At 67.6% G+C, this 19,325-nt stretch carries 9 protein-coding genes and 1 pseudogene; 7 read left to right on the forward strand and 3 right to left on the reverse strand.

Annotated features, from left to right (window positions below; translation table 11 throughout):
* Positions 1–16: 16 nt before the first annotated feature.
* Together ACZ1JS_RS10755 and ACZ1JS_RS10760 are read left to right on the forward strand one after the other, a co-directional pair.
* Positions 17–1,687 carry an MFS transporter gene (locus ACZ1JS_RS10755; protein ID WP_465166052.1) on the forward strand — a complete coding sequence of 557 codons (1,671 nt, stop codon included), beginning with the start codon at positions 17–19 and terminating at the stop codon, positions 1,685–1,687.
* A 102-nt stretch (positions 1,688–1,789) separates the two neighbouring features.
* Positions 1,790–5,185, forward strand: coding sequence for an acyl-[ACP]--phospholipid O-acyltransferase (locus tag ACZ1JS_RS10760; RefSeq protein ID WP_465166053.1), 3,396 nt, complete (start codon positions 1,790–1,792; stop codon positions 5,183–5,185).
* Positions 5,186–5,340: 155 nt separating this feature from the next.
* Here the strand turns inward: ACZ1JS_RS10760 and ACZ1JS_RS10765 are convergent, their stop codons facing one another.
* Positions 5,341–5,805, reverse strand: coding sequence for a low molecular weight protein-tyrosine-phosphatase (locus ACZ1JS_RS10765; RefSeq protein WP_465166054.1), 465 nt, complete (start codon positions 5,803–5,805; stop codon positions 5,341–5,343).
* 214 nt (positions 5,806–6,019) lie between these two features.
* Here ACZ1JS_RS10765 and ACZ1JS_RS10770 point away from each other — a divergent pair, with 214 nt between their 5' ends.
* Entirely contained in the window at positions 6,020–8,101 is a 2,082-nt protein-coding gene (locus ACZ1JS_RS10770; RefSeq protein ID WP_465166055.1) for a carbon starvation CstA family protein, read from the forward strand.
* On the forward strand, positions 8,085–8,273 hold the full coding sequence (locus ACZ1JS_RS10775) for a YbdD/YjiX family protein (RefSeq protein ID WP_465166056.1): 189 nt from the start codon (positions 8,085–8,087) through the stop codon (positions 8,271–8,273). Before ACZ1JS_RS10770 ends, ACZ1JS_RS10775 begins: the two co-directional genes overlap by 17 nt.
* 261 nt (positions 8,274–8,534) lie before the next feature.
* Here ACZ1JS_RS10775 and ACZ1JS_RS10780 read toward each other — a convergent pair whose 3' ends face one another.
* Positions 8,535–10,196, reverse strand: coding sequence for an MFS transporter (locus ACZ1JS_RS10780; protein WP_465166057.1), 1,662 nt, complete (start codon positions 10,194–10,196; stop codon positions 8,535–8,537).
* Positions 10,197–10,358: 162 nt separating this feature from the next.
* Between ACZ1JS_RS10780 and acs the strand changes: the two genes are divergently transcribed.
* From acs to ACZ1JS_RS10795, 3 genes and pseudogenes are all read left to right on the forward strand, one after another.
* Complete coding sequence (gene acs, locus ACZ1JS_RS10785) at positions 10,359–12,293, forward strand: acetate--CoA ligase (protein WP_465166058.1); 1,935 nt, start codon at positions 10,359–10,361, stop codon at positions 12,291–12,293.
* A 285-nt stretch (positions 12,294–12,578) separates the two neighbouring features.
* Complete coding sequence (locus ACZ1JS_RS10790) at positions 12,579–13,196, forward strand: response regulator (RefSeq protein WP_465166059.1); 618 nt, start codon at positions 12,579–12,581, stop codon at positions 13,194–13,196.
* A gap of 1,213 nt (positions 13,197–14,409) precedes the next feature.
* Positions 14,410–15,706, forward strand: a pseudogene (locus ACZ1JS_RS10795) (IS110 family RNA-guided transposase).
* Positions 15,707–16,075: 369 nt separating this feature from the next.
* On the opposite strand, the gene ACZ1JS_RS10800 reads toward ACZ1JS_RS10795, so the two are convergent.
* Positions 16,076–19,324 (reverse strand): PAS-domain containing protein, encoded by a 3,249-nt coding sequence (locus ACZ1JS_RS10800; protein WP_465166060.1) that lies wholly within the window; start codon positions 19,322–19,324, stop codon positions 16,076–16,078.
* Position 19,325: the final 1 nt, after the last annotated feature.

Here is a 19,325-nt window from a genome sequence, read left to right on the forward strand (position 1 = left end):
GGCGCATTCACCCGTCATGGCATCTACACCCGTAACGACCGCGACGGCACAGCATAGCTCGCCGCTGTCGATCCCGATCTTCCGCGCCATCTGGATCGCATCGATGGCGTCCAATTTCGGCGGGCTGATCCAGTCGGTCGGCGCGTCGTGGATGATGACGTCGCTGGCGGCATCGCCGCAGATGATCGCGCTGGTACAGGCATCGACGACGCTGCCGATCATGCTGCTGTCGCTATGGGCCGGCGCAGTCGCCGACAATCTCGACCGGCGCCGGGTGATGCTGGCGGCGCAGGGGTTCATGCTGGCCGTGTCGGTGGCGCTGGCGGTGTGCGCATGGATGGGCGTGCTCAGCCCGTGGCTGCTGCTGTCCTTCACCTTCCTGATCGGGTGCGGGACGGCGATCAACGGCCCGGCATGGCAGGCGTCGGTCGGCGACATGGTGCCGCGCAGCGTCCTGCCCAGCGCGGTCGCGCTCAATTCGATGGGATTCAACATCGCGCGCAGCGTCGGACCCGCGATCGGCGGCGCGATCGTCGCGGCGGCGGGCGCGGCGGCGGCGTTCCTGACCAACGCGGTCAGCTATATCGGGCTGATCGCGGTACTGGCACGGTGGAAGCCCGATTATGCGCCGCGCACCCTGCCGCGCGAGACGCTGGGCCTCGCGATGGCCGCCGGCGTGCGCTATGTCCGCATGTCGCCGAGTTTGCGGACGGTGCTGATCCGCGCGGCGCTGTTCGGGCTGGCGGCGAGTGCGGTGCCGGCGATGATGCCGCTGGTCGCGCGCGACCTGGTGACCGGCGGGCCGCTGACCTATGGCGCGCTGCTGGGCGCGTTCGGCGCGGGCGCGGTGATCGGCGCGCTGTCGAGCGTGCGGTTGCGCCGGCTGTGGAGCCCCGAACGGCTGGTGCGGGTCGCGGCGACGGCATTGGCGTCCGGTGCGGCGATCGCGGCAATCAGCCCGGTCCTGCCGCTGACGCTGGCGGCACTGGTGCTGGCCGGCGCGGGCTGGGTATCGGCGCTCAGCACGTTCAACGTATCGGTGCAGATGGCCGCCCCGCGCTGGGTCGTGGCGCGGGCGGTGGCGCTGTATCAGATGGCGGCGTTCGGCGGCATGGCGGCGGGAAGCTGGCTGTTCGGATCGGTCGCCGAAGGATCGGGCGTGCGCACCGCCTTGCTGGCGGCGGCGGGCGTGCAGATGCTGAGCGTGGTCGCCGGGCTGCGGCTGCCCCTGCGCGATATCGAGACCGCGAACCTCGCCCCGCGCGGCTGGGAGACGCCCGATACCGAAGTCCCGGTCGAGCCGCGGTCGGGACCGGTGGTGGTGACGATTGATTATCGCATCGCCCCTCAGGACGTCGTCGCGTTCCTGAACGTCATGAACGAACGGCGCCGCATCCGGCGGCGCGACGGGGCGCATCACTGGGCGTTGCTGCGCGACCTGAACGACCCCGAACTGTGGATCGAACGCTATCACGTGTCGACGTGGCTCGACTATATCCGCCACAATCAGCGCCGCACCGAAGCCGATCGCGCGAATAGCGAGGCGTTGCTGGCGTTGCACCGGGGCGACGGCCCCCCACGCGTCCATCGGATGATCGAACGCCAGACCGCGTCGCTGCCGATCATGCGCCTGCCGACCCCACGCGAAATGGCCGATCCGCTGACCGATCCGACCCGTTCGAACTGATTTATTGAACACTGTTATTTTTCTGCTAGTCTGACTCCCGTCGCCGTGATTCGGGGGCGGGCGCGCGCCTGTTCCGGTCGGGCAATGCCGATGGGGGAATGGATGTCCGCGCCCGATTTCTCGCTGCTGACCAAGCGCCGTTACGCACCGTTGTTCGTCGTCCAGTTTCTGAACGCGATGAATGACAATCTGCTGAAGTTCGCGTTGCTGTTCCTCGCCAATTTCACGCTGTACCGCGCCGATCCGGCGCAGGCGGCGACGCTGGCGACGGTATCGACCGGCCTGTTCATCCTGCCCTATTTCCTGTTCTCCGGCCTCGCCGGGCAGATGGCAGATGCGTGGAACAAGGCATGGCTGATCCGCGCGGTGAAGGCGGCCGAGATCGCGATCATGGCGCTGGCGGTGGCGGGGTTCTGGTTCCAGTCGGTGCCGGTACTGCTGACCTGCCTGTTCCTGATGGGGGTACATTCGACCGTCTTCGGTCCGGTCAAATATTCGATCCTGCCGCAGCATCTGCGCCGCGAGGAATTGATGGGCGGCACCGGGCTGGTCGAGGCCGGCACGTTCGTCGCGATCCTTACGGGTCAGTTGCTGGGCGGGATCATCCCGCCCTGGGAAGCGGGGCTGGTCGCGTTCGGTGTGGCGGTGCTGGGATTTGTCGCAGCGCTGGCGGTGCCGTCCGCGCCGTCCGCCGCGCCCGACATGCGGATCGACCTGAACCCGTTCCGCAGCACCGCCGCGATCCTGCGCGCGGCGCATGGGGGGCGCGGCGTGTGGCTGGCGATCCTCGGGATAAGCTGGTTCTTTTCGGTCGGTGCGGTCGTGCTGTCGGAATTCGCGCCGCTGGTCGCGGGTACCCTGAACGCCGCGCCCGACGTGGTGACGCTGTTCCTCGCGGTGTTCAGCCTGTTCGTCGCGGTCGGATCGCTGCTGGTCAACCGCTTGCTGAAGGGCGAGGTGTCGGCCCGCTATGTGCCGATCGCGGCGATCGGGCTGGCGGTGTTCCTGATCGATACATGGATCACGGCGAACCGGTTCGTGGTCGTGACGCCCGGCGCGGATATCGCCGCGTTCGTGGCGACGCCGGGCAGCTGGCATCTGCTGATCGACCTCGCCGGCATCGCGCTGTCGGGCGGGGTGTTCGTGGTGCCGCTCTATGCCATTCTCCAGACGTGGAGCGCGCCGGAAAAGCGGTCGCAGATCATCGCTGCGAATAACGTCATCAACGCCATCGTGACGGTGGTGATGGTCGCGGTGGTGACGGCGATGCTGGCGGGTGGCAGCAGCGTGCCCGGCATCTTCGGCGCGCTGGGCTTCGCGACGCTGTCGATCGCGCTGATCTCCTGCTGGCTGTTGCCCGAGACGGTGTTCAAGTCGGTGGTGCGCAGCGCGCTTCGGCTCGCCTACCGGGTGAAGGTGCACGGTGCCGAAAACATGCCGCTGCCCGGCGAACGCGCGGTGGTGGTGGTCAACCATGTCTCGTTCCTCGACGGGCTGTTGCTGGCGGCATTCCTGCCGGGCCGGCCGACCTTCGCGATCCACAGCCGCTTTGCGCGAGCGTGGTGGATGCAGCCGCTCCTGAAGCTGTTCGACGCGTTCCCGGTCGATCCGACCAATCCGATGTCGGCCAAGGCGATGGTCAAGGCGGTACGCGAAGGGCGGACGCTGGTGGTCTTCCCGGAAGGGCGGATCACGGTGACCGGCGCGCTGATGAAGGTGTTCGACGGTCCCGGCATGGTCGCCGACCGCGCCGATGCGCCGATCGTGCCGGTGCGGATCGACGGGGCGCAATATACCCGCTTCAGCCGGCTGAAGGGCAAGGCGCGGCTGCACTGGTTCCCGAAGATCGAACTGACCGTGCTGCCCCCGCGTCGCTTCGACCTGCCCGAGGGGTTGAGCGCGCGCGAGCGGCGGGCGATCGCGGGGCGGCGGCTGTACGACGTGATGAGCGAGATGATCTTCGCCACGTCGGACATCGACCGGACGCTGTACGATGCGCTGATCGATGCGCGGCACCTGCACGGGGCGAACATGGGCGTGGTCGAGGATGTGCAGCGCGTGCCGCTGACCTATGACCGGCTGGTGACGGGGACGCAGGCGCTCGCCCGTCCCCTGGCGAAGGGAACGGTACAGGGTGAGGCGGTCGGCGTGCTGCTGCCCAACGTCAATGGCGTGGTCGCGATCTTCTTCGCGTTGCAGGCCACCGGCCGCGTGCCGGCGATGCTGAACTATACCGCCGGCCTCGCCAATATGCGGGCGGCGTGCATGGCGGCCGAGGTGCGGACGATCGTCACCGCGCGGGCCTTTGTCGAGCAGGCGAAGCTGGGCGAGGTTGTCGCCGGGCTGGTCGGTGACGGGATCACCATCCGCTACCTCGAGGATATTCGGGAGACCATCGGCGCGGGGGCGAAGCTGGTCGCGCTGGTGCGGTCGCGGATGGCGGGGCGGCTGCACCGGCGGCTGCGCATATCGGCGGATGCGCCCGCCGTGATCCTGTTCACCAGCGGGTCGGAAGGCGTGCCGAAGGGGGTGGTGCTGACCCACCGCAACCTGCTCGGCAACTGCCTGCAGCTATCGTCGCGGATCGATTTCAACCGTGCGGACACGGTGCTCAACGCGCTGCCGGTGTTCCACAGCTTCGGCCTGACCGGCGGCACGCTGCTGCCGATCCTGTCGGGGGTGAAGACGGTGCTGTATCCCAGTCCGCTGCATTACCGGATCGTGCCGGCGCTCGCCTATGACGCGAATGCGACGATCCTGTTCGGGACCGACACCTTCCTGTCGGGCTATGCGCGGATGGCGCATGGCTATGACTTCTATGCGCTGCGCTACATCTTTGCCGGTGCCGAGCGGGTGCGCCCGGAAACGCGCAGCGTCTATGCCGAGAAGTTCGGGCTGCGCATCCTCGAAGGCTATGGCGCGACCGAGGCGGCACCGGTGATCGCGGTCAACACGCCGATGCACTTCCGCGCGGGCAGCGTCGGGCGGCTGCTGCCGGGGATCGAGGCGCGGCTGGAGCCGGTACCCGGCATTGCCGACGGCGCGCGGCTGGCGATCCGCGGGCCGAACGTGATGGCAGGCTATCTGAAGGTCGAGGCGCCCGGCGTGGTGCAGCCGCCCGCCGACGGCTGGCACGATACCGGCGATATCGTCACCATCGACGATGCCGGCTTCGTCACCATCCGGGGCCGGGCCAAGCGCTTCGCCAAGATCGGTGGCGAGATGATCTCGCTGCCGGCGGTCGAGGGCTATGCCGCCAAGCTGTGGCCGGGCGCCGAACATGCGGTGGTGACCCGACCCGATGCGCGGAAGGGCGAGCAGCTGGTGCTGTTCACGACGCAGGCCGGGGCGATGGCGGGGGAATTGTCGGCATGGGGGCGGGCGAACGGGGTCGCCGAACTCGCCCTGCCGCGCGACGTGCGCGTGGTCGCGGCGCTGCCGGTGCTCGGCACGGGGAAGCTGGATTATGTGACGATGACTGCGATGGCGGCGGGGTAGCGATAACGGCCATGGGGCGAAAGACGCGCGCCAGTACCGGGAGATTCCCGCCTGCGCCGGGATGACGCACGGTTCGATGCAGGTGCGTCCGTCCATCGATCCCCGCCTGCCCCGGGATACGGCGAAGCGGACATTCGCAGCGGTCCCGCTTCGATTCAGCGCAACCCCGCCACGATCGCCTCCGCCGCCGCCGACACATCCGCCCATGTCACCGCGAACCCGGCGGCATCGCCATAATAGGGATCGGCCACCGCCTGCCCCGCACGCCCCGGCACCACGTCCATCAATAACCCGATCCGCGCGGTCGAATCCTTGGGCGCGCGCCGTCGCAGCTCCGCCAGATTGTCGCGATCCAGCGCGAGGATATCGGTGAACCGGCGATAATCCGCCGCCACGACCTGCCGCGCGCGATAGCCCGCTATGTCGATGCCGTGCGCCAGCGCCACCGCCTGCGACCGGGGATCGGGCGGGTTGCCGACATGCCATGCCCCGGTCCCGGCCGAATCGACGATGATGTCCAGCCCCGCCCGCGCCGCCGCATCGCGCAACGCCGCCTCCGCCAGCGGCGAACGGCAGATATTGCCGAGACAGACGAGCAGGAAGGATCGGTTGGATGTCATCGCAATCTCCACTGGCCCCGCCCCAAGAAAACCGTTCGGTTCGAGCAGCTTCGCACCTGTCGGGAAGCGCCCGTCGAGAACTCCCCATTCGGGCACCCCCTTCTCGACTTCGGTTCTCCACAGGCTCGAAGCGAACGGATTTGGCGGAGACGGACGAAACCCATGGCATCCTCCGCCCCCTTGCGCCAATATTATCCCAAACCGGGAGAGGCGCATGGCGACAGCAGCAACCACACCGATCGCACCGACCAATGCGCGCGAATGGATCACATGGGCGGTGGTCGCGATCGTCGGCGCGGTCGCGCTCGGCTGGATCGCGCTGATGCGGGGCGAGCCGGTCAACGCGCTGTGGATCGTCGTCGCGGCACTGTGCGTCTACGCCATCGCCTATCGCTTCTACGGCCTGTTCATCGCCAGCCGCGTGCTGCGCGTCGATCCTTCCCGCCCCACCCCGGCGGTGCGCCGCGACGACGGGCTGGATTACGTGCCCACCCATAAGGGCGTGCTGTTCGGCCACCATTTCGCCGCCATCGCCGGCGCCGGGCCGCTGGTCGGGCCGGTGCTCGCCGCACAGATGGGCTATCTGCCCGGTACGCTATGGCTGCTCGCCGGCGTCGTGTTCGCCGGCGCCGTGCAGGATTTCCTGATCCTCTATTTCTCCACCCGCCGCGACGCGCGGTCGCTGGGCGACATGATCCGCAGCGAAATGGGGCTGATTCCCGGCACCATCGCGCTGGTCGGCGTGCTGATGATCATGATCATCCTGCTCGCGGTCCTCGCGCTGGTGGTGGTCAAGGCGCTGACCGGCAGTCCGTGGGGCACCTTCACCGTCTTCGCGACTATCCCGATCGCGGTGCTGATGGGTCTCTATGGCCGCTTCCTGCGCCCCGGCAAGATCGCCGAAATGTCGGTGATCGGCTTCGTCCTGCTGATGGCGGCGATCGTCGGGGGCGAGCCGGTGGCGCACTCGCCGGCCCTCGCCCCGCTGTTCACCTACTCGGGGCCGGCGCTGGCCCTCATCCTGATGGCCTATGGCTTCGTCGCCTCGGTAGCGCCGGTCTGGCTGCTGCTCGCCCCGCGCGACTATCTGTCGACCTTCCTCAAGATCGGCGTGATCGCCGGCCTCGCGCTCGGCATCCTCTATGTCCGTCCCGACCTGCAGATGCCGGCCGTGACCCATTTCATCGACGGCACCGGCCCGGCCTTTTCGGGCAAGCTGTTCCCGTTCCTGTTCATCACCATCGCCTGTGGCGCGGTGTCGGGCTTCCACGCGCTGATCGCCAGCGGCACCACGCCCAAGATGGTCGCGAGCGAGGCGGACCTGCGCTTCATCGGCTATGGCGCGATGCTGACCGAAAGCTTCGTCGCGATCATGGCGCTGATCGCCGCCTGCGTGCTCGACCCCGCCGTCTATTTCGCGATGAACGCCCCGCCCGCCCTGATCGGCACGACGGCGCAATCGGCGGCCAGCGCCATCGCCAATTGGGGCTTCGTCGTCACCCCCGACATGCTCGACCAACTGGCGCGCGACGTCGGGGAAGGCAGCATCCTGTCGCGCGCGGGCGGAGCCCCCACGCTGGCGGTCGGCATGGCGCATATCCTCAGCCAGGTCATCGGCGGTCCGGCGATGATGGCCTTCTGGTACCATTTCGCCATCCTGTTCGAGGCGTTGTTCATCCTGACCACCGTCGATGCCGGCACCCGCGTCGCCCGCTTCATGATCCAGGACCTGCTCGGCAGCTTCATTCCCGCCATGAAGGAGACGCAGAAGCTCGGCCCCAACCTGATCGGCACCGCGCTGGCCGTCGCCGCCTGGGGCTATTTCCTCTACAGCGGCGTCACCGATCCGCTGGGCGGGATCAACACGCTGTGGCCGCTGTTCGGCATCTCGAACCAGATGCTCGCCGCCATCGCGCTGATCCTGTCGACGGTGCTGCTCTTCAAGATGAAGCGTGACCGCTATGCATGGGTGACGATGGTCCCGACCGCATGGCTGCTGATCTGCACCTTGACGGCGGGCTGGCAGAAGCTGTTCGACCCCAATCCGAAGATCGGCTTCCTCGCCCATGCGCAAATGTTCTCGGATGCCCTCGCCCGCGGCGAGGTCCTCGCCCCCGCCAAATCGGCGGCGGAGATGCAGCGGATCATCCTCAACGACCGCATCGATGCGGCCTTGTGCGTGCTGTTCATCGTCGTCGTGCTGTCGATCCTGATCTACGGCATCGGCGCGATCCGCAAGGCGAAGGCGGCGGCGATGCCCACCACGCAGGAGGTCGGCGATGCGCTTCCTGCATAAGCTGGCCGAGGGGGCGCGGCTGATGGTCGGCGTCCCCGATTACGACCGCTACGTCGCGCACCGCGCCGCCCACCATCCCGGCGAACCGGTCATGACCCTGAAGGAGTTCCACCGCGACCGCGTGGCCCGCCGCTACGGCACCGGCCCCGGCGCCCCGCCGCGCTGTTGCTGAGGGGCTGGCCGGCCGTCATTCCCCGCCGCCCCAAACGTCACCCCAGCGCAGGCTGGGGTCTCCCGCGGCCCCTGCCCCGACCGACAATCGGGAGATCCCAGCCTTCGCTGGGATGACGTACGCGGTGGGCGGGCAGCGCCTGCCCTGAACACGACCGTACCCCCGCGCAGGCGGGGGTCCAGAGCCAAACCAAGCTACGATAGCGTCCGCCGCCCTGGACCCCCACCTGCGTGGGGGTCCGCCTTCCTGAACCCTCGTCCGCTAATCCCGGATATTTCGCCGGAACGTCTCCGGCAGGAACAGCACGCCCAGCACCAGCGTCACCACCGCCAGCACCACCGGATACCACAGTCCGTAATAAATATCCCCGGTCGCCGCGACCATCGCGAACGCCGTCGTCGGCAGGAACCCGCCGAACCAGCCATTGCCGATATGATAGGGCAGCGACATCGACGTATAGCGGATGCGGCTGGGGAATAGTTCGACCAGCAGCGCCGCGATCGGGCCATAAACCATGGTCACCAGGATCACCATGAACCACAGGATCAGCACCACCAGCGGCTTGTTGATCGCCGCCGGATCGGCCTTGGCGGGATAGCCGGCCTCCGCCAGCGCCGCCGCCAGTTCGCCCTGATAGGCGGTGATCGCCGCCGCCCGCGCCGGCCCGGTCACCTCCGCCGGATCGGGCGCCACCAGCATCCGGTTGCCGACGCTGACACTGGCGATGGTCCCCGCCGGTGCCTCGACATTGGTATAGCTGATGCCGTTCTTCGCCAGATAGGATTTGGCGATGTCGCAGCTCTTCGCATCGAACTTGTTGCGCCCGATCGGATCGAACTGGACCGAACAGTCCTCATCATGCGCGCTCACCCGTACCGGCGATGCCACCTGCGCCGCCGCCAGTGCCGGATTGGCGGCGTTGGTCAGCGCCCCGAACAGCGGGAAATAGGTGATCGCCGCCAGCGCGCACCCGCCCATGATGATCCATTTCCGCCCGATCTTGTCCGACAGCCAGCCGAAGAACACGAAGAACGGCGTACCCAGCGCCAGTGATACCGCCAGCAGCACGTTCACCGTCGCGCCATCGACCTTCATCATCTTTTCGAGGAAGAACAGGACGTAGAACTGCCCCGTATACCACACCACCGCCTGGCCCATCGCCGCGCCGAACAGCGCGATCAACACGACCTTCAGGTTCGGCCAGCGCAGGAACGCTTCGGTCAGCGGCGCCTTCGACGTCTTGCCCTCTTCCTTCATCTTCAGGAACACCGGACTTTCCGACAATTGCAGCCGGATCCACATCGACACGCCCAGCAGCAGGATCGACACGAGGAACGGCAACCGCCACCCGAACCCGCCGAACGTCTCCTCGCCCAGCAACGTGCGGAACCCGATCACGACCAGCAGCGCCGCGAACAGCCCCATGGTCGCCGTCGTCTGGATGAAGCTGGTATACAGCCCCCGCTTCCCGTCGGGCGCATGTTCGGCGACATAGGTCGCCGCCCCGCCATATTCGCCGCCCAGCGCCAGCCCCTGCAGGATACGCAGCGCGACCAGGATCACCGGCGCGGCGACGCCGATACTGGCATAGGAGGGGAGCAACCCGACCGCGAAGGTCGACAGGCCCATGATGCCCATCGTCACCAGAAACGTATTCTTGCGCCCGACCAGATCGCCGATCCGCCCGAACACCAGCGCTCCGAACGGCCGCACCGCAAAACCGGCCGCGAACGCGCCGAGCGCGAGGATGAACCCCGTCGTCTCGTTCACGCCCGAGAAGAATTGTTTCGAGATGTACGTCGCCAGCAACCCGTACAGGTAGAAATCATACCATTCGAACACCGTGCCCAGCGACGACGCGGCGATCACCAGTTTCTCGTTCTGGCCCTTGGGACTCGCCCCGGCCATCGTTGCTCCCGCCATGGCGGCATCCTCTTGTAAAGCGGGGCGCGATCGTTCGCCGCACCTCCCTGCCGCGCCAGTGTCATCTGCGCGGGCCATGGCGGGAAGTACGACCTTGGTCGTAGGGGCAAGCGACTTGACGCGCGTACCCCTCAACACAGATCAAGGGCATAGGAGAGATATATGACCCAGACGATTCACGCGGCTCCGCACGATGATGCCGCGCGGGTGGACCAGGCCGAATATGACGCGCGCTACGCCGCTTCGGTCGCCGACCCGGAAGCCTATTGGCGCGAGGGCGGACGCTGCATCGACTGGTCGCGCCCCTATACGCAGGTCAAGGACACGTCGTTCGACGAAGCCGACTTCCGCATCCGCTGGTTCGCCGATGGCCAGACCAACGTCTCGGTCAACTGCCTCGACCGCCATCTGGCCGAACGCGGCGATCAGGTCGCGATCATCTGGGAAGGCGACGAGCCGGGCGAGACGCGCCGCGTCACCTATCGCGAACTCCACCAACAGGTGTGCTGCTTCGCCAATGTCCTGAAGGCGAAGGGGGTGAAGAAGGGCGATCGCGTCACCCTCTATCTGCCGATGTTGGCGGAAGCGGCGGCGGCTATGCTTGCCTGCACCCGCATCGGCGCGATCCATTCGATCGTGTTCGGCGGCTTTTCGCCCGACAGCCTCGCCAACCGCATCGTCGATTGCGACAGCCGTCTGGTCATCACCGCCGACGAAGGCTGTCGCGGCGGCAAGCGCATTCCGCTCAAGGCCAATGTCGACAAGGCGCTGGCCCATGCTCCCGGCGTCGACACCGTCATCGTCATCCGCCGCAGCGGTGCCGACGTGCCGATGACGGAGGGCCGCGATTTCTGGCTCCACGACCTGTTGGCCGATGCATCGCCCGACTGCCCGGCCGAGCCGATGGACGCCGAAGACCCGCTGTTCATCCTCTATACCAGCGGCTCGACCGGCAAGCCCAAGGGCGTGCTGCACACGACGGGCGGCTATCTGGTCTGGGCGCACACCACCTTCCGCGACGTGTTCGATTACCGCGACGGCGAGGTGTTCTGGTGCACCGCCGATATCGGCTGGGTCACCGGGCACAGCTATGTCGTCTATGGCCCGCTCAGCAACGGCGCGACCACCGTCATGTTCGACGGCGTGCCCAACTATCCCGATCATGGCCGTTTCTGGGAAACGATCGACCGGCTGGGCGTCAACATCTTCTACACCGCCCCCACTGCGATCCGCGCGCTGATGCGCGAGGGCGACCAGTGGGTGACGAAATCCAGCCGAAAGTCGCTGCGCATCCTCGGCTCGGTCGGCGAGCCGATCAATCCGGAGGCGTGGGACTGGTATCACCGCGTCGTCGGCGACCGCCGCTGCCCGATCGTCGATACCTGGTGGCAGACGGAGACCGGCGGCATCCTCATCTCGCCTCTCCCCTATGCCACCGACCTGAAGCCCGGCAGCGCGACCAAGCCGCTCCCCGGCGTACAACCGGTGATCGTCGATGCCGAGGGCAAGGAACTGTCCGGCGCGACCGAGGGCAATCTGTGCATCGCCGATAGCTGGCCGGGGCAGATGCGGACGGTGTGGGGCGATCACGACCGTTTCTTCCAGACCTATTTCACCACCTATGCCGGCAAGTACTTCACCGGCGACGGCGTGCGCCGCGACGCCGACGGCTATTACTGGATCACCGGCCGCGTCGACGACGTCATCAACGTCAGCGGCCACCGCATGGGCACTGCCGAGGTCGAAAGCGCGCTCGTCGCGCATCAAAAAGTTGCCGAAGCCGCGGTCGTCGGCATGCCCCACGACATCAAGGGCCAGGGCATCTATGCCTATGTGACGCTCAACGCCGGCGAGGAACCGTCCGACGACCTCCGCGCCGAACTGCGCGGCTGGGTCCGGCAGGAGATCGGCCCCGTCGCCACCCCCGACGCGCTGCAATTCGCGCCGGGCCTGCCGAAAACCCGCTCGGGCAAGATCATGCGCCGCATCCTGCGCAAGATCGCCGAGAACGACACGTCGAATTTGGGCGACACCTCGACGCTGGCCGATCCGGGTGTGGTAGACACGCTGGTCGCAGAGCGTATCCGGCCGGCGTGAGGGACGCCCACCCTCCCCTCCCGCCACCTCGGGCCCTCGCTTCTTCTGCAGTGGCGGTGAGAAAGTCGGCCCCCGACTCAATGCGACACTTGCTCAGGAAGGCCACATCGCCACGCTTCTGCCGTACCCCTGCGCAGGCGGGGGTCCAGGGTTCCAAGCGCGAGCGGCTGTTCTACTTGGCTCTGGACCCCGCCTGCGCGGGGGTACGATGCGGGCGTAACTGAACGCGCGGCGTTCGCAGAGACCTCGACCAAGTCCGGCGCGACGTCAAAAAGGCCCCCCGCCATGACCACTATCCTCGTCGCCGACGACCACCCCCTGTTCCGCCAGGCGCTGACCCTCGCCGTCACACAGGTCAGCCCCGACGCGCACGTCATCGAAGCCGGCTCGCTAGACCGCGCCGTACACGCCGTCCGCGACACGGGCGACCTCGCCCTAATCCTGCTCGACCTGAACATGCCTGGCGCGGTCGGCTATAGCGGCGTCGCCCTGCTCCATGCCGAGGCGCCCGACGTCCCCATCCTCGTCATCTCCGGCGCCGACCGCGCCGCCGCCTATGCACAGGTCGCCCGCTTCGGCGCGGTCGGCTTCGTCGGCAAGGACGCCCCGCTCGACCATATCGAATCCGCCATCGCCGCCGCCCTGTCCGGCGAACGCATGCCCCCCGACACCGCGCCCGAGGACGACATCGCCGCCCGCGTCGCCGCCCTCACCCCCACACAACTGCGCGTCCTGCTCGGCGTCCTCGCCGGCCGCCTCAACAAACAGATCGCCCACGACCTCGGCATCGCCGAAGCCACGGTGAAGGTCCACATGACCGCCGTGCTCCGCAAACTCGACGTCGGCAACCGCACGCAAGCTGCGGTGGCGGCACGCGCGCTGGGGCTGGAGGTGTCGGGGTAGCGGCGAGAACTGGGGTTATGGAAGTCGGATGCGCTTGGGCAAGGTCGAGTCTTGGTGGGAAGCAGACGTAGGCTCACCTGCTGTTATTAAAGCTTCGGCCTATGGAGGCTTGCCGTAGAGCCGCCGCATCCGGACGAATCATATCCCGAGACGAAGCTGACCCTGACGCTCGTTGGCCACAGCCGACCTTTCCTATCCTGACAAGGCTGTGCCGTGATCTCAATCGCGTAGGAGAGGCGGTCCTCCTCTGCGAGCCCAGCGACGACGTATTCGCGCAACAATTCTCCTTGCAGGCGCATTCCATCTGCCGTCACGTTAATTGGCGGCACTGGTCCATAGTAATTGAGGCTACCCCTACCCACGCGCTCGCGAAGCCGAATTGAATTGGCGGTGATACGTAAGTTCCACCGGTCGCCGAAAGCTTTGTAGATTGTCGGGTCGGCACGTCTCGAGTCCGTTGTCGCGCAGGACGCGAGAAACCCCAGCGCTACTGCCGTAACTCGCATGGTTTTCCCCATTTTCTCCCCCCCCCCCCCTAGGAAGCAGCTTCGATCAGCCGAACAATGTTCGCAAGTGGGCGGAAGCAGACACAGGTACATCTTTGACTGAGAGCGCCTTACGGCAAGTGCCCAAAACGCAGATTGCTGATCCTGAGGGCGTCGCGTTCAGGGATGCGTTTGCCCGAACCAACAGGCGACCTTCGCCAAACGGAAAGGAATAGGACCGATCGACATTCAGCGATCACAACACATCTTCGTCATTCCCGCGCAGGCGGGAATCCATAGCCGCTACCGTTTCCAATGGATCGGCGACCTCGGCGCATATGGACTCCCGCCTGCGCGGGAGTGACGAAAGAAGGTCCGTCAGTCACAGCCTCATGCGGCGGACTGAATGTCGATCGGCTCTGGGGCAGGGCGACCCATGATTCCGTCCGCCGACGATGGATTGGCCGACGGCAATGGACCCGACGGCTCGGGCAACGGCCCGTCGCCCCCCCGAACCCCCATAACGCTTTCCTACAAGCCGACCACTTGCCAATCTCCACCTAAGCTCTTTCCCATAGCACATTGGGAAGCGCTGGTTCGGGAGCCGCTATGGCCCTGATGAAGACAAGGCCGCGTAGCGGCCGCAGACTTCATCAGGGCAAGCCATGGCCGGTCAGCAGGTATCTAAAGTGAGGTTGTCGAGACAACACTTTGGAGGCCGACCGACCATGACCAAGCTCACCTCTACGCCTGCCGGCGCCGTGCTGGTAGCCATCGACATGTCCAAGAGCCGACAGGAGGTTCTCATCGAGCGACCGGAAGGCGGCCGGCGCCGGCGGATGACCGTCATGGCGACCAGGCAGGACTATGACGGCTTTGCCGAGCAACTCGCTGCTATCGGGCGCCCTATCATCGTCGGGTTCGAGGCGACGGGTAATTACCATCGTACGCTGGCGCACCGGCTGCTGACGGCAGGGTTCGAGCTGCGCCTCATCTCGTCGGTCGCGCTCGCCAGAACGCGCGAGGCGCTGCACAACGGCTGGGACAAGAACGACTCCAAGGACGCGCAGGTCATCCTGCACATGCTGCGGATCGGTGCGACGCAGCGCTACGTCGACCCGCTGGTGGCCGGAATCAACGACCTGCAGGAGCTCTCGAAGACTCACGAGACGATCTCAAGGATGAAGACGCAGACCTGGCATCGGATCCTGACCCACTACCTGCCGCTGTACTTCCCCGAGATCGCCCGCTTCGCAGGCAACAGCCGGTCCGACTGGTTCCTGGCGCTCATCGAGCGGTTTCCGACGCCGGCCACCATCACGGCGCTGGACCGCGAGGCGTTCTCGGCCGCGGCATGGCCGCTCATCGGCCGCAAGGTCTCCAAGGCACGCCTCATCAACGACATCTACGAGACGGCGTCCGCCTCGACGGCACTGCCGGTGCCGGAGAACTCAGCCGCCATCACCATGTTCCGCATGGTCATCGCGCAGGGCCGCAGCCTCATCCACCAGCGAGACGAGATCGAGCGGCTGGCCCATGCGCGGCTCGCCGATGACGTCGACTACCAGCTGCTGCGCAACATTCCGGGCATCGGTCCGATCAACGCGCTGACCATCCTGGCCGAGGCCGGTGATCTGCGGCGCTTCAACCATCATCGTCAGTTCCTGAAGTTCTGCGGTCTCGATCTCGCAACGTGTCAGTCAGGCACGTTCCGTGGCCGCACGAAGCTGTCCAAGTACGGCAATGCGCGCCTGCGCCGGACCTTCTGGATGGCTGCCCAGGTCGCCGCGCGTCAGCGCGACAACAGCTTCCGCGACAAGCTCGGACGATATGTCGCCGGGCACGCGGACGATGCCGACCGTCGCCGCAAGGCGATGACGGCGCTCACCGCCAAGATGGCGCGCGTGGCTCACGCCGTCATCAAGACGGGGACAGAGTACCGGCCGTTCCTCGAACGGTCGGATGCCAGGTGGAAGGACCCCTCTCTGCAAGTGCCGTGAGGGCGCTCGTCGAGCGACCCTGTAGATAATGTTCGGGCCTTCCACCTGGGTGCGTATCTCGTTTTAAGGATGGTGAGGACCACGGCCGCCTCGGCGCTGCTGGATCCTGTGTTTGCTATGGCAGGGAGCGATCCCGTTGACGGTGGGAGCCATCTGGCTCAGATTGCATGCCGCGCCGACGGTTGTCGGCGCATGGATATCTGCTGGCCAAAACCCGCCGCTGCTTCCCGACATAGGACGTTGTCGACGCCCATCCCGCGACCCAACCGGCACCGCCCGAAGCAAAAGTGTCAACTTCCGCGCAACAGGCCACGCTTAACCCATTGCAATAAAACAACCTTACCCCTCTGCAAAAGCATTGCATACTGTCACCTTCGTCAACTTCCACGCCCTGCTAACCCGCCAGCCACGCGTCGAAAACCTCCCCCGACAGCGGCTTCAGCAACACCGCCACCCCCAAAGCTTCCGCCCGCTCCGCCAGCGCCCGCCCGGCATCCGCCGTCACCAGCGCCACCCGCAAGCCCGGCGCCTTGGCCCGCAACATCCCAATCAGCGCCAGCCCATCGACCGCTCCGCCCAGATCATGGTCGACGAACGCCACCGCCGCCCCCTCGACCTGCGCCAGCGCCTGCTCGACCGTGGCCGCCACCCGCACCCCATGCCCCCGGCTGCCAGCTAGCGCCGCCATTGCCACCCGCACCCCGGCATCATCATCAACGATCAGGCAGTCGAGCGGCCGTACCGCCTGCGCCACCGTCCGCACCGGCGGGGCGACTACCGCCCCCACCGAAACCGGCAGCGTCACCGCAAAGCGGCTGCCCCGCCCGACCCGGCTGTCGAGCGTCACGTCCGCGCCCAACAACGCCGCCGTCCGCGCGACGATGGCAAGGCCCAGCCCCAGCCCGGCATCCTCGGCATTGGCCAGCCGCTCGAACTCGCGAAACACCCGCGCCTGATCGCTTGTCGCAATCCCCGGCCCGCTATCGACGACCTCGATCCGCACCATGCCGCCCCGCCGTCGCACCCCGATCACCACCCCGCCCCGCGCCGTATAGCGTACCGCATTGCCCAGCAGGTTCTGCACGATGGAGCGCAGCAGCACCCGGTCGGTCTCGACCACCGCATCGCCCGGCCCCAGCCGCAGCGTCAGCCCCTTGGCCCGCGCCTGATCGGCAAAGCTGTCGACCAGTTCGCTCAGCAACCCCCGGACCGCGAAGCGCGTCGGCACCGGCACGATCCCCCCGGCATCCAGCCGCGATATGTCGAGCAATGCGCGCAGCAACTGGTCCGCCGCCGCGATCGACTGATCGATCCGCTCGACCAGAGGCCGGGCGCGATCGTCCGCCCCCCGCGCCAGCGCGGCGGTGAACAGCCGCGCGGCATGGAGCGGCTGCAACAGGTCGTGGCTGGCGGCGGCGAGGAACCGGGTCTTGTCGCCGGTCGCCCGCGCCAGTGCGGCATTCGCGTCCGACAACGCGCGCGTCCGTTCCTCGACCCGCTGCTCCAGCTCGGCGCGCGCCGTCTCGAGAGCGCGCAGCGCCTGCGCCTCGGCGGTAATGTCCGAAAAACACATGACATAGCCGCCGCCCGGCATCGGGCCGCCGACGGTCTTCAGCACCCGCCCATCGTTCCGGACCCGTTCGAAACTGTGCCGCGTGCCGCGCCGCATATGCGCCAGCCGCCGCGCGACATGGTCGTCGACCTCGCCGGGGCCGCAATCGCCGCGCAGCGCATTGAATGCGATTGCATCGGCAACCGGCGCGCCGACCCGGATCATGCCCTCCGGAAAGCCGAACAGGTCGAGATAGCGCTGGTTCCACGCGACGAGGTTCAGCTCGGCATCGACCACGCTGACCCCCGGATCGATATGTTCCAGCGTCGCGGCGAGCAGCCCTTTCGAGAATTGCAGGCTCTGCCCGCTCGCATCCAGCATCCGCGCGACGTCTTCGGCGCCCAGCGCCTCGCCCGACAGGGCGGAGGCGACCAGCCGCCGGGCCGATGATACGCCCACCACCTGCGCCACCAGCCGTTCCGCCTGTCGCGCCGCCCGGGCGTCGACATGCGTCCCCTCGCCCAGCCCGGCGACCGCCCGCTCCTCGCCGACGAAGCGCGCGACCAGCCGGGTCAGCTCGCCCAGATCGCGCACCGGCGGCACCCGTTCGTCGCGGGCAAAGGGCAGGCGCGGCGCACGCGACGCGGCGACGATCGCATGAACGATCAGGTTCGCCGCCAGCGTCGCCAACGCCGCCGCCGACAGCGCGCCCATCCCCGGCACCCCCGACACCGGCAGCGGCGCGCCGGTCAGCGTCGGCACGAACAACAGGAACGTCCACCCGACCAGCCCGGTGGTCAGCCCCGCCTTCGCCGCCAGCGGGTCGCGCCCGCCGCGCCGGATCGCCAGCAGCAGCGCCGGCGCGAACTGCGCCATCGCCGCGAACGCGACCAGCCCGATCGCCGCCAGCCCCCGGGTCGTCGGGATCAGCAGCGCACACGCCGTCGCCACGCCGATGATCCCCGCGATCACCCCCCGCCGCACCCATAGCAGCGTGCGCCCGACATGCTCGGCAGCGGCAAGGCGCGGGCTGCGCAACAGCAGCGGCGCGATCAGGTCGTTCGACACCATCGTCGCCAGCGCCACCGTCTCGACCACGACCATCGCCGTCGCCGCCGAAAAACCGCCGAGAAAGCCGAGCAGCGCCACCGCCGGCGCACCCGCCGCGACCGGCATGGCGATGACCAGCAGGTCGGGCCGCGCCATCCCGCCCTGCACCAGCGCCGCCCAGGTGATCGGCAGCACCAGCAACGCGGTCAGCATCAGATAGGCGACGAATGGCCAGCGCGCGCGCAAGGGATCGGCCGGCTCGGTCGCGGCGACCACCGTCACCTGGAACTGGCGCGGCAGGCACAGCATCGCGGCGGCGGCCAGCAACGTCGTGACGACGAAATCGCCGAGGTCCGGCGCGCGCGCGAACCCGGCCGACAGCCGCGCCAGCCCCGCACTCCGCGCCTCGGATGCCGCGTCGCCGACCAGCAAGACAGCGAACAGGGCGACTCCGGCAAACGCCGCCAGCTTGACCACCGATTCGATCGCGACCGCCGCCAGCAGCCCGGACTCGGCACGCGGCTCGGCGTCGCTGCGCGGTCCGAAGGCGATCGCGAACCCTGCCAGCACCAATGCGGTGACGACGACCGGCCGCGTCACGTCGGCCATGCCTGCCAGCGCGGCATAGCTGGTCGCGACCGACCGCAATTGCAGCGCGACATAGGGGACGGTGCCGATCAGCGCGATCAGCGTGACCAGCGCCGCCACACCCCGGCTGCGCGAAAAGCGCGATCCGATGAAGTCGGCGATCGACGTCGCGCCATCGGCCTGCACCGCGCCGACCAGCCGCACCAGCAACCGCCCGCCCAGCACGAAGATCAGGATCGGCCCCAGATAGATCGGCAGATACGCCCAGCCATCGGCAACCGCGCTGCCGACCGCGCCGTTGAACGTCCAGCTGCTGCAATAGACCGCCAGCCCCAGCGTATAGACGATCCGCCGGTCACGCGGCGTCAGCCCGCGGCGACGCGCGCCCCATGCCACCGCGAACAGCAAGGCGGCATAGCCGATCGCGACCGCGAACAGCAGCAATCCGTTCATG

The organism is Sphingomonas sp. BL-S-05, assembly GCF_055521695.1.

What these genes read in the sequence shown, in the direction of transcription:
- ACZ1JS_RS10775 (WP_465166056.1), top strand. Translation starts at nt 8,085, where the DNA reads ATGCGCTTCCTGCATAAGCTGGCCGAGGGGGCGCGGCTGATGGTCGGC.
- ACZ1JS_RS10800 (WP_465166060.1), bottom strand. Translation starts at nt 19,324, where the DNA reads ATGAACGGATTGCTGCTGTTCGCGGTCGCGATCGGCTATGCCGCCTTG.
- ACZ1JS_RS10755 (WP_465166052.1), top strand. Translation starts at nt 17, where the DNA reads ATGGCATCTACACCCGTAACGACCGCGACGGCACAGCATAGCTCGCCG.
- ACZ1JS_RS10765 (WP_465166054.1), bottom strand. Translation starts at nt 5,805, where the DNA reads ATGACATCCAACCGATCCTTCCTGCTCGTCTGTCTCGGCAATATCTGC.
- acs (WP_465166058.1), top strand. Translation starts at nt 10,359, where the DNA reads ATGACCCAGACGATTCACGCGGCTCCGCACGATGATGCCGCGCGGGTG.
- ACZ1JS_RS10780 (WP_465166057.1), bottom strand. Translation starts at nt 10,196, where the DNA reads ATGGCGGGAGCAACGATGGCCGGGGCGAGTCCCAAGGGCCAGAACGAG.
- ACZ1JS_RS10760 (WP_465166053.1), top strand. Translation starts at nt 1,790, where the DNA reads ATGTCCGCGCCCGATTTCTCGCTGCTGACCAAGCGCCGTTACGCACCG.
- ACZ1JS_RS10790 (WP_465166059.1), top strand. Translation starts at nt 12,579, where the DNA reads ATGACCACTATCCTCGTCGCCGACGACCACCCCCTGTTCCGCCAGGCG.
- ACZ1JS_RS10770 (WP_465166055.1), top strand. Translation starts at nt 6,020, where the DNA reads ATGGCGACAGCAGCAACCACACCGATCGCACCGACCAATGCGCGCGAA.